Origin of the sequence: Marinifilum sp. D714 (genome assembly GCF_030851345.1) — a bacterium.
Lineage (GTDB): Bacteria > Bacteroidota > Bacteroidia > Bacteroidales > Marinifilaceae > Marinifilum.
Window position 1 is genome coordinate 17,530 of record NZ_JALPNU010000022.1, and the last position, 17,801, is coordinate 35,330.

A 17,801-nucleotide genomic window follows, 5' to 3' on the forward strand; every position below is an offset into this window, starting at 1 on the left:
ATCTCAAAAATCAAATTAAATTTTCAATAACGATAGAATTACCTAATACTATTTTATTTATCGGATAGGTTTCATAATTTTGTCGAACTAAAATTTTTAAGTATAAACAGCTCATATTTGAGCGATTAATGAATTGAATAATGAAGACAGTAGTAAGTGGAATTCGATCTACAGGTAACTTACACCTGGGAAATTACTTCGGAGCGGTGAAGAACTTTGTGCAAATGCAAAACGATAACAATTGCTTTTTCTTTATTGCTGATTGGCATTCCCTGACTACGCACCCAACTCCTGCAGATCTTCACATCAACGTAAAGCGCGTATTGGCAGAATACCTGGCTTGTGGAATTGATCCTGAAAAAGCAACAGTTTACGTACAAAGTGATGTACCAGAAATTCCTGAATTGTATTTGTTGATGAACATGAATGCATATTTGGGTGAGTTGGAAAGAACAACTTCTTTTAAGGATAAAGCTCGTAAACAACCAGAAAATGTTAATGCAGGTTTGTTAACGTATCCTGTACTGATGGCTGCGGATATTTTGATTCACAAAGCTCATCAGGTTCCAGTAGGAAAAGATCAGGAGCAAAATTTGGAAATGGCACGTAAATTTGCACGTCGTTTCAACAACATTTATGGCGAAGAAACTTTCCCAATTCCTCAACCTTATTCATACACAGGCGAGTTTATTAAAGTTCCTGGATTAGATGGATCGGGTAAAATGGGTAAATCGGAAGGAAATGCAATTTGTTTGGTTGATGATCCAAAAGATATCCGTAAGAAAGTAATGAAAGCCGTTTCGGACAGTGGTCCAACTGAAATGAACCAGGAAAAACCTGAAGCAATTCAGAACCTGTTTACACTAATGGATATTGTTTCTGCAAAGGATACTTACGATTTCTTTAACGACAAGTACAACAATTGTGAAATTCGCTATGGCGATATGAAAAAACAGTTGGCTGAAGATATTATCAACTTTACAAGCCCGATTCGCGAGCGTATTTTAGACATCATGCAAGATGATGCATACTTACACAAGGTAACCAAATTGGGAGCTGAAAAAGCACGTGAAAGTGCTGTTAAAACAATTGAAGAAGTTCGCAGATTAATTGGTTTTAGAAAATTCTAAACTCAGTATATTTAAAAGAAAAAGCCAGTTTTTAAGCTGGCTTTTTTTTAATTCAAAATTTTCTCCAGAAAACTCTCAAAAATACTTTCCACTTTCTCTAAAGATGCATTCAATCGATGATCACCTTCAATCAAATGCAGTGTACATTTCGACTCTTTGGCATATCGAACCGAATGTTCGTAAGGTATAACTTCATCCGATTTTCCGTGAACAATTTGAATATTCTTACAATTCATCGGATACTCCTGTTTTGCATATCCTTCTAAATATAAAGCCGGAGCCATTAGAAAAATGGCTTTCGGATTAATCTTCTCTGAAGCTACCAAAGAAACATATCCGCCCATACTTGAACCAACCAATATAAAATCCTTCTTTTCTCCCTTTAAATAGTTTAAAAGCTGACTTGCACGATCATCGGGATTAGAATATGCCCGATAATCCAAACTATCTATTTCGAATCCTTTTTTCTTAGCGATTTCGCTTAATCTCTTTATTTTGGTTCCCCAAGGGCCACTTTCTTTGCCATGTGAAAAAACAACTTTCATTTTATGTTTCTACTTTAAGTTTTTCTAATATTCCAATGCCAATTCTTTGCCATCAATTACGCGGAATGCACCTTCGGCCAGTGCTTCCATTTCATTTTCTCCGGGGTATACAAAGAATTCCGTTAAACAGCCAACATAATCCTTTAAATCTGCAATAAAACGATCGGAATAAGCAATGCCTCCTGTAATAATAATTCCATTGGCTTTGCATTTCATTGCTGCATGGTAAGCACCAATTTCCTTGGCAATCTGGTACACAAAGGCATCATAAACCAACTTAGCTTTTTCATTCCCTTCTTCAATCAATTCGAAAACATCGCGCAAATCATCAACTCCCAAATAAGCTTTTAATCCACTGTTTTTGCTTAAAAGAGTTTCCACCTCTTTTCTTGGTTTCGAGTAGCACAAATCCATAATTCCGCGCGTAGGAATTGCACCTGCACGATTCGGAGAAAATGGCCCCATTCCCATCAAAGCATCATTTACGTCGGTAATTTTTCCACCTTCAACCGAGGCAATGGAAATTCCTCCTCCCAAATGAGCAATCACATACTTGGCATCTTCATAGGCAATTCCTTGCTGAGCTGCAATTTTTCTTGCTGTCATTTTCATATTTAAGGGATGTCCCCTACGATTCCTTTCAATACCAGGAACCCCTGAAATTTGAGCTTTTTCTATAATGTTTCCAGCCGAAACAGGATCTACCGTATAACTTTCATCTAAACCAAGGTGTTCGGCCAATTTGTTGGCCAGCATACTTCCTAAATTCGATGCATGATCTCCATATTTTCCGGTACGTGCATCTTCTAAAAACTCATTACTAATGCGATATGTTCCTCCTTCCAAAGGTTTTACAATTCCACCCCTCCCTACAATACCAACCACTGAAAAATCTTTTTCAGTCAGCATACCATTCAAACAGTCTTTTAACATTTCAAATCTGTATTCAAACTGATCGGCAACTCGATGAAACTGATCCAAATCCTTTTGCAAATGTCTTGCAACAAAATCTTCAACCAGTCCTTCTCTGTTGTATAGGGCAATTTTTGTTGAGGTTGATCCTGGATTAATTACAACCACTATTTCATTTACATTCATAGTTAAAGTATTATCTTCTTATTCTATTTTTTACTTTCCCCCATTCATCAGTTGACAAAAAACTTTCATCCATATTGGTAATCATATCCTGCATTTTTTTCATGGGAATGGCCAAACTCAATGTATTTTCAGGTACATATGGACGTGCAGAAACATCAAACATTCCCAGAACCGCCTTCGGTTTTTCTTTTTTACTTTCCTGATAGGGAAAAGTAACTATCGAACCACAACCCGATGAAAAAGGTACAATTGTACTCTGCAAATCAGTTTGATCGTAATTGGCTAATGTAAACAAACCTGACAAAACATCGGGTTTAGCAAAAAAGATTACCACTTCGGGCTCATCTTCTTCTGACAATTGATCCCACCTTTTAAAACTGATGTATTTCGCTGGAGCAGGATAAACTGGAAACTGATTGATCACTTTTTGGGCAATATCACTATTCTTAAGATATCTTTCCTTTCCTGTAGAAAGAAAGTTAGCCAATCCCGGCACAAATTCTGCAAATCCGCAATAGGTTTTTCCTCCACCACAACTTACCGAATCAGCAGAAAAACTTAAGCTTTCTCCTTTTCTTATCTTGTTTAGCTGACCAATAATACACATCCAGTTTTTCGGTCTGATTTCTTCATCTTGCAATCGATCGTTTCCGTACCAAAAAGCAATGGGAAGATTGGTTTCTTCACCAAAATAGTTCTTAAACTTTTCAATAAAATTTTCTTTTACGTTGATATCCATATCTTTTGGTTTTAGGCTTATATAAAAATATTAAATTTGAGTTCAATATCATCAAACAAGAAGAATTAAATACAATAACAGAAATTGACAAAAAAAGATATCTTTGTATGAATAAGGCAAAAGAATTTTCCATGAACAAAGAGCTCTTAATCGAAAAGTACAACGTTCCTGTACCACGATACACAAGTTATCCAACCGTACCATTTTGGGGAGATGAAAGACCAGATGCAAAAGAATGGTTGAAAATAGTTAAACGCACTTTTGATGAATCGAATTCGACAAAAGGAATTAGTATTTACGTGCACCTTCCCTATTGCGAACGTCTTTGTACTTATTGCGCCTGCACAAAAGTCATCACACGCGATCATGGCGTTGAAGACAAATATATAGATGCATTACTGCAGGAGTGGAAAATCTATCTGAATACTTTTGGTGAAAAGCCTGTTCTAAGAGAATTGCATTTGGGTGGAGGTACTCCAACTTTCTTTAGTCCGGAAAACCTTAAAAAACTGATTAATGGCATTAAAGAACATGCCGTTTTGCATCCTGAATATGAATTCAGTTTCGAAGGGCATCCAAACAATACCACAAGAAAGCATTTGCAAGCTTTGTATGATGTTGGATTTAGAAGAGTAAGCTTTGGAGTTCAGGATTTCGACCCAGAAGTACAGCGTGTGATTAACCGCAAGCAAAGTTTCGAAATTGTAAAAGAGGTAACCGAAACTGCCAGAGAAATTGGCTATAAATCAGTAAATTTTGATTTGATTTACGGATTGCCTAAACAACAAATTTCATCGGTTCGAGACACGTTCGAGAAAGTTTCGGAGCTGAAACCTGATAGAATTGCTTACTATTCTTACGCACATGTACCTTGGAAAACCAAAGGTCAGCGAATGTTTACCGATGCCGATATTCCGGATAGTGCAGGAAAAAGAGCTTTGTACGATCTAGGAAAAGAAAAACTGGCAGAACTAAACTACAGCGATATTGGAATGGATCACTTCTCCTTGCCGCACGACGAGTTGTTCGTGGCCAGGGAAGAAAAACGCTTGCATCGAAATTTTATGGGATACAATACTTCCCATACTGAATTGTTGATTGGATTAGGCGCCTCGTCTATTTCTGATGCAAAATATGCTTACGCACAAAACCCAAAAGAAATTCACCTGTACAAAGCAGCTTGTGAAAAAGGTGAATTGGATTTGGTGAAAGGTTATTATCTTACAGATGAAGATTTGACGGTAAAAAGAGCCATACTAGACATTACCTGTCGTCGTGAGTTGTTCTTTACCGATGAACTAAAGAAATACCTTCCTGAGAGCATTACCGAAGAATTGACGGTAATGAAGGAAGAAGGCATTATTGAACTGGACGAGGAAAAACTAGTGGTTACCGATTTAGGTATGATTTTCTTGAGAAACATTGCCAAACCATTCGACAACAAACTGCGCTACTCACAAAAAGGTGGCGATAAAATGTTTTCGAAAGCGATATAAAAGATTAATACTCCCAAATAATAAAAGCTTTAAGTCCAATTGCAAAAATGTAGTTGGACTTTTCTGCCTTTTTATTTTTCCAACAATTCAAGACTTTTACAAAAAAAAGAGGTCCCAAAAAAGAACCTCTCCTAAGCTAATTATATCCAGTGTTACCATCTGCCGTGGCCTCTATGAAAACCTTTGCCTTTGCATGCTCTACTCATAAAGATCACCAACTGATCCTCATCAAGGATTTCGCGAACTTCCATTTGATGTTCATATTTCTTTTTCGCCAAAGTGTTTTGGATATCCGCCAAGCGGTTTACGTTGGCAATTAATACTTTTTTATCCGGATTTTCATCCGTCATTAAATTTCTTTGCTTCAATCTTAGCTCTTCGGCCTCATCGCGTAAAGATTTGGTATCTTTCATATGAGCCAAACGCAATTCTTTCATTTTTGCCTGCTGATCATCACTCAAATCAAGCATATTTCCTTTGCCAGCTTGCATGCCTTTTTGTGCACCCATGCCTCTTTTAGCTTGCATTTGTCCATGTCCATGCTTACCATGCATTCTACCCTGTGCCATTCCTTTCTTTCCACCACGGCCTTGTTTCATTCCCATTCGGTGATTTGGTCGGGCATCAGCGCGCAATAATTGCTCCTCGGTTAAAAACGAACGCATTTCCATTCGCATATCTAATTTCTGAAGGTGCAATTCCTTCTTCAAAGCAGTCATCTTATCGATATTGGCATAAACTTGCGATTGATTTGGTTTCTCAGCCGAAACCAAAGTTTGTTGCTTTGCCTGTAACTCATTTAATTCATTCTTGATATCAAGAGTTTGCTTGGCGTACTTGGTACGCGCCTCTTTCATCTGTTCTTTTTGTGCATCGCTAAGATTACAACGCATCCCTTTTCTGCATTGTTCGCTTCTTTGTCCGCGTTGCCCTCTATTTTGTTGTGCATATAGGTTCGACATTCCAGCCACCACAAACATGCAAATCATTCCAACTATTACTGACTTTTTCATCTATCTAAAATTTTAATGTTCTCATTTACTAATTTCAGCGCTTTTTAAAATCGAATTCGGTTCTTTGACTTTTGAAAAGTTGGAAGGTTTAATTGGCTTTGATTTTTTTGAATTTTTAAAACCATCTGATAACAAAAAAAGAGACTCACTTTGCAGCAAGTCCCTTCTTCTATTTTATTTTAAAATCTTATTCTAAAAATGTGTTTCGGCTTCTATTAAGGTTTTATCCAACTCCCTAATGATTGGGTAAAATCCGATATCATCAATTAAATCCCGAGCTATATAAGCTTTCAGTTGTGTTTCTATCACTTTACGCGATTGTCTTAATCCTTTCGAATCTGGTTTTACTCCCTTTTTATCAGCGTAAGCTACCAGGTTCTTAATAATGGCTTTGTCCTTCACAAAATTTAATACATCCTTGTGAGTTTTTAAACCTTGCATTTGTTCTCTATACTGATCTACAAAAGAGAATGCATACTGGTAGATGATGCCTTTTCTTCTCAAATCACGGAAATAATTTGAATATCCCGAAGTATCAACAGGAATGAAAACATCTGGCATGATACCACCGCCTCCGTAAACGGTATTTCCGCCTGGAGTTGTAAATTTTAATGAATCATTAAAGTGGATAGAATCTTTTTTCTCAAACTCTCCATGAATGAATCGAAGATTCAAATCATTGTAATACTCTTCTTTGCCGTTATTGTATGGTTTCTGAATACATCGGCCTGTTGGTGTATAGTAACGAGCAACTGTTAAACGCAATGCAGAACCATCAGGCAATCGTCTTTGTTCTTGCACCAAACCTTTACCAAACGAACGGCGTCCAACAATTTTACCTCTGTCGTTATCCTGTATTGCACCAGCAAAAATTTCACTTGCCGAAGCCGAAACCTCATCAATCAACACGATAACCGGTAAATCCTGAAATCTACCATTTCCATTTGATTTATAATCGGTTCTAGGCTGTGATTTGCCTTCAGTATAAACCATCATTTGATTCTCAGAAAGGAACTCGTTGATCATGTTGGTAGCCTCAGACAAATAACCTCCTGTATTTCCTCGAAGATCAACAATCAATTTCTTCACTCCTTCGGATTCCAACCTCTCTAATCCTTCTGAAAACTCGAAATAAGTTGTTGCTGCAAAACGGCTCACTTTAATGTATCCAACTTCATCATTAATCATATAAGCAACATCAACACTTGGAACTGGTATTGATCCTCTTAACAACTCCATTTCTAAAGTTTCATTGCTGCTTCTGCGATAAACACCAACTTTTACGGGAGTACCTTTGGGTCCCTTTAGTCGACCAATAATATCACTATCTTTTAATTCTTTACCAACAATGGAAGTGTCATTAACGGTAACCAATCTGTCACCAGCTTTAATGCCTGCCAATTCAGAAGGTCCACCTGGAATAACGCGTACAATTGCTACTGTATCCTGATAACGAATAAATTGTACGCCAATCCCACCAAAATTTCCTTTCAAATCTTCATTTACTCTCTGTAAATCCTTAGCTGGAATGTATACGGTATGCGGATCCAGATCTTTCAGCAGGGCAGGAATTGCCTGCTCTACCAAATCTGCAGAACTAATGGTATCTACATAATCCGATTCAACCATATCCAACACAACCTCCAGCTTACTACCCGCTTTAGGCAGTTGGAAAATTGTTGATTCTCCTTTACTGTTTCCTTGAAACAGGGAGTTAATAAACATACCAACTACAATGGCTAAGGTTATTAGAATTGGTAGGAATATTGCACTTCTTTTATTGTTGTAACTCATGTATTTTATTTTAATTCTCTTCGTTCAAATTGATATATTTTGTTTCAATACCTGCTCTTTTCAACAAATCAATTCCATCAGAGCTATGATACTCTTCTGAATAAATCACACGAACAATTCCGGCTTGAATAATCAACTTTGCACACTCAATACAAGGGGAAGCGGTAACATATAAAGTAGCATTCTCACTACTGTTACCCGATTTTGCCACTTTGGTAATAGCATTGGCTTCTGCATGTAGTACGTAAGGTTTGGTCTTAAAGTTGTCATCTTCGCATACATTTTCGAAGCCAGAAGGTGTTCCATTGTAACCGTCAGAGATGATCATTTTATCTTTTACGATTAAAGCTCCCACCTGTCTTCTTTTACAATATGAATTTTCAGCCCACACCAGAGCCATTCTCAAATATCTCCTGTCTAACTTATCTTGCTTACTTAGCACACTAACTGATTCTTTATTCATCATATTTTCAATCCATATTATGTAATTCTAACAAATGTATAAAAATATATTGGTAGTTCATCCTGATAGTTTAGGAATCCTCAAAACTCACCATAATCTATTGACCACGAATTAAAATACATTTACCTCCATTTTTTGCCTATTTGTCAATTTTTTAGTTATTTTTAGTGCAAGCTGTCAAACACAATAGTTTAGGTAGAATTATTGGTTTTTGTTTATAATTTAAGCTTTTGCCCACAACACCCATAACAAACTAAATACCAGTTAGATTAAACAAACAAATATACTTATTCATCCTATTAAAGAATTGTTTAAAATCTTAAAAAAATCAAAAATTTAAAAAAGATATATTGAATTCATTTCTCATTCAACTATTTTTTCGAAAATCCAATTAATTACAAGCTGTATAAATCTACTATAACCAAAATCTATTGAATGAAGCATTTCTACCCCTATTTACATACTACTCTATTATTTGTTTTCTTGTTATTCTCCAATCACTTCATTGCAATTGGAGCCCAGGTACCACCTGACAGTTCGATTGATTTAAGCATTGATAAATCAGCAATCTGCGAAGGAGAAACCATAAGCATTTTTTTAGCTAGTAGTGAAGTTGGTGTTGAATACCAGCTAAAAGCCAATGGTGCGAACGAGGGTACTCCAATTAACGGAACCGGCTCTCAAATATCGTTTAGCTCACAGCCAAATGTAACAACTACATATAGTGTTACAGCTACCAATACAAATACAAGCGAAAGTGTTGATCTGACAGAAACTGTTGCTGTAACGGTTAACGCTGGGCCAAATTTAAATTTGGTGGTTACAGCATCTGAAACACAGATCTGTAAAGACGAAGGCGTAATCATTTCGGTTGAAAGTACTGAATCTGGCTACAGTTACCTTTTAAATAACGGACCAGATGACTTTCCTCCAGCAATAGTTGGAAATGGAGGAACAATTCAATTCCCACAAGTTTTTCCGGCCAGTAACACAACCTACCAGGTATTTGTAAGTGGCGGTTCCTGTTACGATCAAATCATGCTAAACAATACTGCCTCAATTAATGTGGCAGCTGCTCCTAAAATTGATCTGGCTGCTTACGCAGATAACAATCAAATTTGTATTGGCGAATCGGTAAACATTACCATAGAAAATTCGGAGATTGGAATTGACTACCAAATATTTGATGGAAGTACATATGTTGCAGGACCATTAACGGGAAATAGCAGTAATCTGATTTTTACATTAACACCAACCAGTACAGAGCTATATACCATAAGAGCTTTTGGTGCTAATTGTTTGAACTATTACAATCTGGATCAAAAAATATTGGTAACAGTCGGAACAACTCCAAGAACAGATATCAATTTGAATGCCGATGATACTGAGCTTTGTCTTGGTGAAACTGCTGTGATTAGTTTAGAGGAATCAGAAAATGGAGTGGAATATCAACTTACCAATGGCACTAATCCGGTAGGAACTCCAATAACAGGCGATGGAAATTCAATTTCTTTTGCAGGAGTAAGCCCTAATGCAACTACCACCTACCATGTTAAAATTAACTCAACAGAGTGTTCTGAAACCAAAAACCTGGATAACACCATTGAGATTAAAGTTAAGCCTCAAGCCGATATCACGCTTAATGTAACACCAAACTTTGCTGATATTTGCGAAGGCGAGAACATTTCCATATTCGTAGAGGGAAGTGAAAATGATGTAGATTATCAATTGTATGATGGAAGTTCAACAATTGGATCGAGCATAACAGGAAACGGAGGAAGTATTGAGTTTAATCTTTCGCCAAGTTCTTCGAAAACTTACGAAGTTAAGGCAATCAAAAACAATTGTAGTACAGTAAATACTTTAAATCAGAATGCCACAATTACTGTAAATCCAAAACCTGAATTGGATCTTGTTGTAAAAGCGAGTCCAGCTGAAATTTGCGAAGGTGAATCTACAGTTATCAGTATTGAAAACACAGAGAACGATGTACAATATCAATTGAAGGATGCATCTGGAAATATTGGTTCTCCTATTGCTGGCAATGGCAGTCAAATCGATTTTCCGGCAGTTAGTCCGCTTAGCTCAACCAATTACCTGGTAGATGCTATAAAATCTACCTGTTCAACCGCATACGAATTCACCAATCAAGCTACGGTTACCGTTCATCCGCAACCAGCAGGTACAATCAATTATTCTGTTAATCCCGCTGCAATTTGTGAAAGTGAAATTATTGCAGTTACCATTACTGGAAGTGAAAATACAATCAAGTATGAAGTGATTGGTAGTACTGAAGGTAAATTAGGAGAAGTTGAAGGCAATGGCACTGACATTAGCATCTTTATTAAGCCCAAACAATCGCAAACACTAAGTATTCAAGCGCAAAACTTACTGTGTGCCTCTTCTGTTGTTTATCCTAACACCAGTAACATTACTGTAAACACAGGACCAAAACTCGATTTAGCAGTTACAGCAGATCACAATCAGATTTGTGAAAGTTTAAATACTCCTGTGGTAATTTCAGTTGAAAATTCTGAATCAGGATTATCTTATTGGTTAAAGGATCAAACCGGATTGGTTTTGGACATGGCAACTGGAAACAGCGGAACACTTAACTTCACCTCGGTTTCGCCAACAACAAGCACAACCTACATTGTGGAAACAACCATGTCTGGATGTAATGACAGACTTGATTTACAAAACACATATGATCTAGCAGTGATTCCATTGCCAGTTACAACCATGGATGTTAGCATTTCAGAACCTGAAATTTGTGTTGGAGAAAACACCATTATCTCCATTGATTCAAGTGAGGTAGGCGTACAATATCAACTTTTTGATGGTACTTATTTGGAAGGAGATCCTGTTGATGGAACAGGCTCAGCCTTATCATTTCCAGAATTCTCACCATTCCGTTCCGTAACCTACCAGGTAATTGCCACAAACGAAGCCTGTGGTACTCAGCAAACCCTTGATAAAAGCATAAAAGTTAACGTAGGTTTACAACCTGAAATTCATCTTCATCCTACAATCGACAAACATACCATTTGCGAAGGAGAGCAAGTTGTTGTTTCACTAACTCCTACCGACACGAGAGTTCAATATCAGCTTTGGGAAGGAAACACAGCCATTGGATCTCCTATAACAGGTAACAACGAAACAGTCAACTTCGAACCAACAGCTCCTGCCAATTCAGCTACCTATAGGATTGAAGCATTAGGAGAAAGATGTTTGGCTCCGGTTGACATACGATACACAGTAGATGTTGATGTTCACCATTCTCCTGAAATCAGTAAAACCATTTTAAGCAGTCGTGATACCATTTGTGCAGGCGAAGAGGTCGTTATTTCAGTAGAAAACAGTCAAGCTGATATTTTTTATCAATTGCATGATGGTAGCAAGCTAATCGAACCCAATGTTGTTGGAAATGGTGGCACCATTCAATTTCCAGAACAATATCCGAGCACTAGCAGTACATACACAGTGTATGCTCACGAAACAGTTTGTACCGATCCGCTTGCTCTTGACAATACCAAATTGATCACAGTTCCGGATATCAGTACCAATTCCATTGAAAACTTTGCTACTCCGGAAGATTTTTGCGAAGGAGAAGCCATTGATATTGAATTAACCAGTACAATTTCTGGCATAGAATACGTACTTCAGGATGGTGACAACATTCTTTCAGAGATTGTTGGAGATGGAGGTCCAATAGTATTTGAAGATATCGTTCCAAACATCAACTCCAACTTGTATGTAAGCGTTGGAAACTGTAACGATGAACTAATCGCAGCTAAACCTAATTACACATTGCAAAGCAATCCAAAACTGCAGATTGTTAGCACCGATGTGCACACAGGATACGATGGCAACCTTGTAATTTCGGTTTCGGAAGGTGTTGCTCCTTATACCTACATCATTAATCCGGGAGAAACTACCACAAGTGATAATCCAGTTTATGAACTTACCAATCTTGAATCTGGTACTTACCAGGTTTTGGTAGTTGATGGAAATGCCTGTCGCTCTTCTGATGCCGGACAATTGGTTGAAATAAAGCTGGATGAAGATCAGCAAATCATTGTTAACAACGCTTTAACTCCTAATGGAGATGGAATAAATGATACCTGGAAAATTCATTACGATCTGAGTCTTGGAAGCCCGGAAGTATACGTTTTTAATATCTACGGTCAGGAAGTTTACCACTCCAAATCATATCAAAACGATTGGAAAGGAAGCTTTAATGGTTCAATTCTACCTAATGGTGCATACTATTATCTAATCGAATTTGAATCAGAAGAAATTAAACCTGTAAAAGGAAGCTTATCAATTCTGGGAAATTAAAACCATTCACAATGAAACCATTTTACGCTACTAAATATATTCCGATATTCATTTTTATTTTGGTTTGTTTCTGCGGAAGTAAGCTACAGGCGCAGCAGGTTCCCTTGCTCGACCAATACTATATCAATCCTACAGTGTACAACCCTGCTGCTACAGGAGCCAACAACCTGTTTAATGCATACTTGTTAAGGAATCAGAAATTTGCTGATTTTGATGGTGGGCAGGTTACACATGTTTTTACTGCCGATGCTGCTCTGAAAGAAGCAAAATACGGACTTGGTTTTAGTTTGGTAAACGACAATGTTGGAATTTTTGACAACACACAAGCACTGGCAAGCTATTCTTATAGACTTGAGATTGCTACCGATCACTTTTTAAGGTTTGGTCTGTCGGCCGGAATATCTGATTTTAGGGTAAACATGAACGATTTAAGAGCAAATCCCGACGATCCTTACCTGATTAATACAGATTTTAAAAATACCGAACTCATGGCAAATATGGGTTTGTATTACACCTTTAAAAATGTAGTGGTAGGCTTAACCATTCCGCAACTTTTAAACAACTCGGTAAGTGAAAGCAGAGATGGATCTGAATCATCCTACAATCTGGTTCGTCATGCCATGCTAAGCGGAGGTTACGAGTTTAAAATTCCGCGCATAAAAGATTTAAGTGTTACGCCATACCTTATGATGAGATATGCAGATAGCTCTCCTGTTCAGTTTGATGTAAATGTTATTGCCAAACTTGCAGACAAAGGCTGGTTCGCAGTAAATTACAGAGACGATTTTTCGGTTGGACTAAATGTGGGTGTGAATGTATTAAAGAACTTTGTAATTGGATATTCCTACGATATTGGCATACAAAAAACAGGAAGGTATTCATCCAATAATCATGAGTTCCTTATCGGATATCGATTAAAATCAAAAAAGAAAAGAGAACCAGAAAGGATTCTAGACAATGATGTAAGTACCTTAAAATCATTATTGGCTGAGAAATACAAAAAGATTGACCGCTTGCGCCACGAACTGGAACAAATGGAGAAAGAAGAGAAAATGAGCGATGAAGATCGGGATGGTGTACCTGATGAAAAAGACGATTGTCCGGGAACTCCACCTTTCTATATCGTTGATGAAAATGGTTGTCCTGTAGATTCTGATCAGGATGGAGTGGTAGATAGTGAAGATTACTGTCCTGAAATTCCTGGTATTGCAGCAAACAATGGCTGTCCTGAACAAAAGGAGGAAAGAATTGAAATGGAAGAGCGTTTGGAAAACATCTATTTTGCCTTCGGTAAGTATGAATTAACCGAATATTCTCGCAGGAAACTGGTTACTGTTATCAAAATGATGGTAGAAAACAATTCTTACATTCTTAAAATGCATGGCCATACTGATGATATTGGATCCGATGATTCGAATATCGAATTGGCCTATAAACGTCTTACAACGGTTAAAAACTATTTAATTTTAAATGGTGTTCCCGACAATCGAATTATCATTATTCCGCACGGAGAAAGCAATCCGGTTGTAGCAAATACCGACAAACAAAGCAGGGCCAACAACAGACGTGTAACTTTCGAAATTTACGACTATCAATAATAACCTGATTTCGATTAAAAAGCCCGATATGAATTCATATCGGGCTTTTTAACTATTTCGATTTCTTTATTTAAAAAGAAAAACTTTTCTTTCCTGAGATCCCGGACGACCAATAATGTTTTTGATATAGTCATTCTTTTCGTTCAAAACTCCAGCTTTCTGAATATATCCTTTTCCCATTGGCATGCTTGCTCCCCAAGCACCACTTGGACTGCAATTCTCAAAATCGGTAATTTTTACAATGGTATGTACACCTACAGTAATAATACAGGTTTTGTAAGTTTTAGCAAGCTCTAATGTTTCATTGATATTGTCTTTGGTCAATTCAATTGTTTTATCCGCTTGTTTTTCAGCTAATTTATTGATGGTAACAATTGGCTGCCCCAAATCTGCAAATTCATCATTAAAACTAATTGAACCTGCAACAAATTCTTTCAATACTTCAAGTTTCGTATTCTGTGCACTTAATGAAAATCCAATCAGCACAAATAGTATAACTATTGATTTTTTCATGGTTGGGATTTTATATTAATAAAGATTAAACTGTTAATTGATATACAAATCTACAAAATATGTTCACTTAATTCTATATTTTATTTAAAATAAATTCCATCCTAGCCAAAATTCCTTACGCATGGAGCAGTTTACAAGTACTTGTTACAAACGAAAAAAAGCCTACACCTCACCCCAAGCTTTCTTTTACTAACCACTATTTACTAACCTACGAGAAACTACTTGTTTCTTTTCTCTATTGTAAAACTATCTTATTTAATCGTTATACCTCGATTATTTTGAAATTTAAATGGTATAAATTGATCTCAATGGAAGTTAAAGAAACTTAAGCTTCGTTTTCTTGAAATGCATACAAAATAAAAAACCCGGCTGGTAAGCCGGGTAATCTATTTAAACTCCTAATCTATTATTCTATGAAAAAACCTAATCTATCTCTTTTGTCTGTAACAAATGTATTTAACATTTTGGTTAACAAATGAGAAGAAGTGTTAAAGAATGTGAAAATTTACAGATCCTTGGATTTATTTGAGTTTAACTTGCACAAGTTTTTAGAATGCATTCAACCTGTCCTCCAACCCCTGGCTTGTTGGCAGGGAATGATTGTTCAAAGGCTGCCGTTCCTACTGTAAAGGCAGCAGCATCGGTAGCTTTTACTGCTTCTATCCTCGATACACTATCAATACTTCCTGCTACAATAATCGGTTTTTTTGATAGTTTACATACTTCTTTAATTAAACTCGGAATATCTTCCTCTACGTGTCGGTAAGCCAATAAATCCAACCCATCTACTCCATCAAGACTGGTTATTTCTTCGGCTTGTGTAGCTATTTCAGTAATACTTCCCTTCAAAATACTTGGATGATCTTCAACCCGACCTACAAAAGGATAATATTTTAATGAATGATCTTTCACCAAAGGAGCAATTAGTTCTGGTCTTGTACCGCCTAACAGATAATCTACATTTAAATCCATCGCTACCTTTGCAGAGTTAATTTCACTCTCCGAATCTAAACTTACCACTTCCAGATAAACCGTGGCTCCTTCCTGTTTCAAATCTTGTGTTAACTCTTTTAGCTCTTCAAAAGGCAATCCAACATCCTTAAAACCGATATGTTTTGCTCCCTCTGCCACAATTTCCTTCACATACTTTCTGGCATCTTGTACAGTTTTATCATCCCTGGTTAGCATGAATATAAGATCTATGCTCATCTCTCTCATCAATTGTTTATTGTTAGTATTAGTGTTGTGTGTTTTAATGAGTGCAAATATACTTTATCCATTCATTTCCAAAGAATTTATATTGAAGGAAGTATTCTTTATGAGGTTGATTTCCTCTTTTGATTGGTTATTTCATGATTCAAACTACGGATAGCTCGAAATCAATTATAAAATACCAGATACAGCCTGGAAGAAATGTCAGGCTTTTTTGTATTCATGAATTGAGAATAATTAAACACTCTAGCTTTTATCGAACTTCCTTTCATGAATTAGCGGGGATCAATCTTTTTTAGATATTTTTTGCAACAACAGACAGACTTTTCTGTTTTTTATATACATTTGCATCATGGAAAAACTAAAACCGAAAGAAAGAATAATGAATGTTGCCATTGAACTATTCCATAGGCAAGGTTACAACTCAACTGGTATTAATCAAATTATAAAAGAATCAAAAGTAGCTAAAGCAAGCTTTTATGACCATTTCGAATCAAAAGAAAAGTTAGCTATTGAATACCTAAAACGAAGACATTTGGTATGGTTTGGTGGCTTAACTGAATTTACCAGTAAAGCTAAAAATTCTAGGGAGATAATATTGAAATCATTTGAATATCTTAAATCTATGAATGAGAAGGAGGAATTTAGTGGCTGTGTCTTTTTGAATATGCTTTCTGAACTTAAAAGTGAAAATGAAGAGATATCTGAAATTATCAAAAATCACAAGTTTGATCTGCAACAATTCTTTTCAGAAAATATTGCCGATAATTTGAAAGCCTTTCAAATATATATGCTTTTTGAAGCTTGTTTAATTACAAGTCAAGTTTATCGAAATCAAAATCAGGTTGATAAGACAATTGACTTATTAAAATCGGAAATTCTACCATGAGAGATTATCTATTAAAAATAAAAACCAACTCATCAAGTCCAAGCAGTCTGGGATTCAAGTTCTCAATATTCTCAGGACTGGGAGGGTTTATTGCTATAATGACCGTTTCACTCCTAACCTATCATTTTAATGCTCCGTTTTTAATGGCGCCATTTGGAGCAACCTGTGTGCTTGCCTTTGGGGTACCCAATAGTCCGTTAGCACAGCCAAGAAACATTATTGGTGGGCATTTATTATCAACAGTAATTGGTATTGGCTGTTTTTACTTATTGGGGGACGAATGGTATTCACTAGCCCTTGGTGTTGGCTTAGCTATTGGAGTAATGCAATTAACAGGCACAACACATCCACCTGCTGGGGCTGACCCAATTGTGGTTATTCTTGGGGCAAAAGGACTTGCGTTTATTTTTAATCCCGTCCTTTCAGGAGCCATTGTTATAACAATTATTGCAATACTTTTTAATAACTTGAGCAAAAACAGATCCTATCCATCCTATTGGATTTAATTCTAAAGTAAGAACATATTGTTCTTGATAATTTTAAGAGTATTAGACATGATTCTATGATAGAGCCCCCATCACACGAAACAAAGTTCGCTGAAATCAATCCTTTCGTGTGCTTATATCTAAAGTAAAAACAAATACAGCCTGGCAGAAATGTCAGGCTTTTTGTATTCAAGAACAACAATACTTTAAAATTACCAGTAACTCAATTTTGTCTACTTTACACCGAGCTTTTCTATAATACCTATTTCTAGAGGGGTGTGGCATTATTTTTCTCCAGCCAGACTCTCGCCGAGCAAAAAGTTGATCATCTGGCTCTCCCCAGAGGGTCAAAAAATCAAAAATTGAACTCCTAAATTGCGCCAGAGGGTCTCCGAGCAATTTTTTGAGCTGCTGACTGACGCCAGCACACGACCGAGGGAAAAATTGACTTCCTGGCTGGCCACAGGCAATCAATTTGCAAAAAT

The 17,801-nt window shown here is 36.7% G+C and carries 14 protein-coding genes; 6 read left to right on the plus strand and 8 right to left on the minus strand.

Features of this window, described 5'->3' with window-relative positions; translation table 11 throughout:
• The first annotated feature begins 140 nt into the window (after positions 1-140).
• On the plus strand, positions 141-1,130 hold the full coding sequence (trpS, locus tag M0051_RS15895) for a tryptophan--tRNA ligase (protein WP_306742500.1): 990 nt from the start codon (positions 141-143) through the stop codon (positions 1,128-1,130).
• A gap of 47 nt (positions 1,131-1,177) precedes the next feature.
• On the opposite strand, the gene M0051_RS15900 is transcribed toward trpS, so the two are convergent.
• The 3 genes from M0051_RS15900 to M0051_RS15910 are packed head-to-tail and all read right to left on the minus strand — an operon-like array spanning position 1,178 to position 3,512.
• Positions 1,178-1,675 (minus strand): YqiA/YcfP family alpha/beta fold hydrolase, encoded by a 498-nt coding sequence (locus M0051_RS15900; protein WP_306742501.1) that lies wholly within the window; start codon positions 1,673-1,675, stop codon positions 1,178-1,180.
• Between the two features lie 24 nt (positions 1,676-1,699).
• A complete protein-coding gene (gene buk / locus M0051_RS15905) occupies positions 1,700-2,773 on the minus strand; it encodes a butyrate kinase (protein WP_306742502.1) in 1,074 nt (357 codons plus the stop codon).
• Positions 2,774-2,783: 10 nt separating this feature from the next.
• Positions 2,784-3,512: a DUF169 domain-containing protein gene (locus M0051_RS15910; protein ID WP_306742503.1), complete on the minus strand. Its 729-nt coding sequence runs from the start codon at positions 3,510-3,512 to the stop codon at positions 2,784-2,786.
• 107 nt (positions 3,513-3,619) lie between these two features.
• On the opposite strand from M0051_RS15910, the gene hemN reads away from it, so the two are divergent.
• The gene (gene hemN, locus M0051_RS15915) at positions 3,620-5,008 is read left to right on the plus strand and encodes an oxygen-independent coproporphyrinogen III oxidase (RefSeq protein ID WP_306742504.1); all 1,389 of its coding nucleotides are present in this window, start codon (positions 3,620-3,622) and stop codon (positions 5,006-5,008) included.
• A 152-nt stretch (positions 5,009-5,160) separates the two neighbouring features.
• Here the strand turns inward: hemN and M0051_RS15920 are convergent, their stop codons facing one another.
• The 3 genes from M0051_RS15920 to M0051_RS15930 all read right to left on the minus strand — a co-directional run bounded on the left by M0051_RS15920 (position 5,161) and on the right by M0051_RS15930 (position 8,281).
• The gene (locus tag M0051_RS15920) at positions 5,161-6,021 is read right to left on the minus strand and encodes a Spy/CpxP family protein refolding chaperone (protein ID WP_306742505.1); all 861 of its coding nucleotides are present in this window, start codon (positions 6,019-6,021) and stop codon (positions 5,161-5,163) included.
• A gap of 192 nt (positions 6,022-6,213) precedes the next feature.
• Positions 6,214-7,815, minus strand: a complete 1,602-nt coding sequence (locus M0051_RS15925; protein ID WP_306742506.1) for a S41 family peptidase — start codon at positions 7,813-7,815, stop codon at positions 6,214-6,216.
• A gap of 10 nt (positions 7,816-7,825) precedes the next feature.
• Positions 7,826-8,281 carry a dCMP deaminase family protein gene (locus M0051_RS15930; protein ID WP_306742507.1) on the minus strand — a complete coding sequence of 152 codons (456 nt, stop codon included), beginning with the start codon at positions 8,279-8,281 and terminating at the stop codon, positions 7,826-7,828.
• A gap of 432 nt (positions 8,282-8,713) precedes the next feature.
• Here M0051_RS15930 and M0051_RS15935 point away from each other — a divergent pair, with 432 nt between their 5' ends.
• Positions 8,714-12,619, plus strand: a complete 3,906-nt coding sequence (locus M0051_RS15935) for a gliding motility-associated C-terminal domain-containing protein (RefSeq protein WP_306742508.1) — start codon at positions 8,714-8,716, stop codon at positions 12,617-12,619.
• An 11-nt stretch (positions 12,620-12,630) separates the two neighbouring features.
• The gene (locus tag M0051_RS15940) at positions 12,631-14,217 is read left to right on the plus strand and encodes a PorP/SprF family type IX secretion system membrane protein (protein WP_306742509.1); all 1,587 of its coding nucleotides are present in this window, start codon (positions 12,631-12,633) and stop codon (positions 14,215-14,217) included.
• A gap of 66 nt (positions 14,218-14,283) precedes the next feature.
• Here the strand turns inward: M0051_RS15940 and M0051_RS15945 are convergent, their stop codons facing one another.
• Positions 14,284-14,730 carry a hypothetical protein gene (locus M0051_RS15945; RefSeq protein WP_306742510.1) on the minus strand — a complete coding sequence of 149 codons (447 nt, stop codon included), beginning with the start codon at positions 14,728-14,730 and terminating at the stop codon, positions 14,284-14,286.
• Positions 14,731-15,261: 531 nt separating this feature from the next.
• A complete protein-coding gene (locus M0051_RS15950) occupies positions 15,262-15,939 on the minus strand; it encodes a hypothetical protein (protein ID WP_306742511.1) in 678 nt (225 codons plus the stop codon).
• A gap of 355 nt (positions 15,940-16,294) precedes the next feature.
• Here M0051_RS15950 and M0051_RS15955 point away from each other — a divergent pair, with 355 nt between their 5' ends.
• Positions 16,295-16,831 (plus strand): TetR/AcrR family transcriptional regulator, encoded by a 537-nt coding sequence (locus M0051_RS15955; RefSeq protein ID WP_306742512.1) that lies wholly within the window; start codon positions 16,295-16,297, stop codon positions 16,829-16,831.
• A complete protein-coding gene (locus M0051_RS15960; RefSeq protein ID WP_306742513.1) occupies positions 16,828-17,337 on the plus strand; it encodes an HPP family protein in 510 nt (169 codons plus the stop codon). The genes M0051_RS15955 and M0051_RS15960 overlap by 4 nt, the downstream gene beginning before the upstream one ends.
• Positions 17,338-17,801 lie beyond the last annotated feature (464 nt).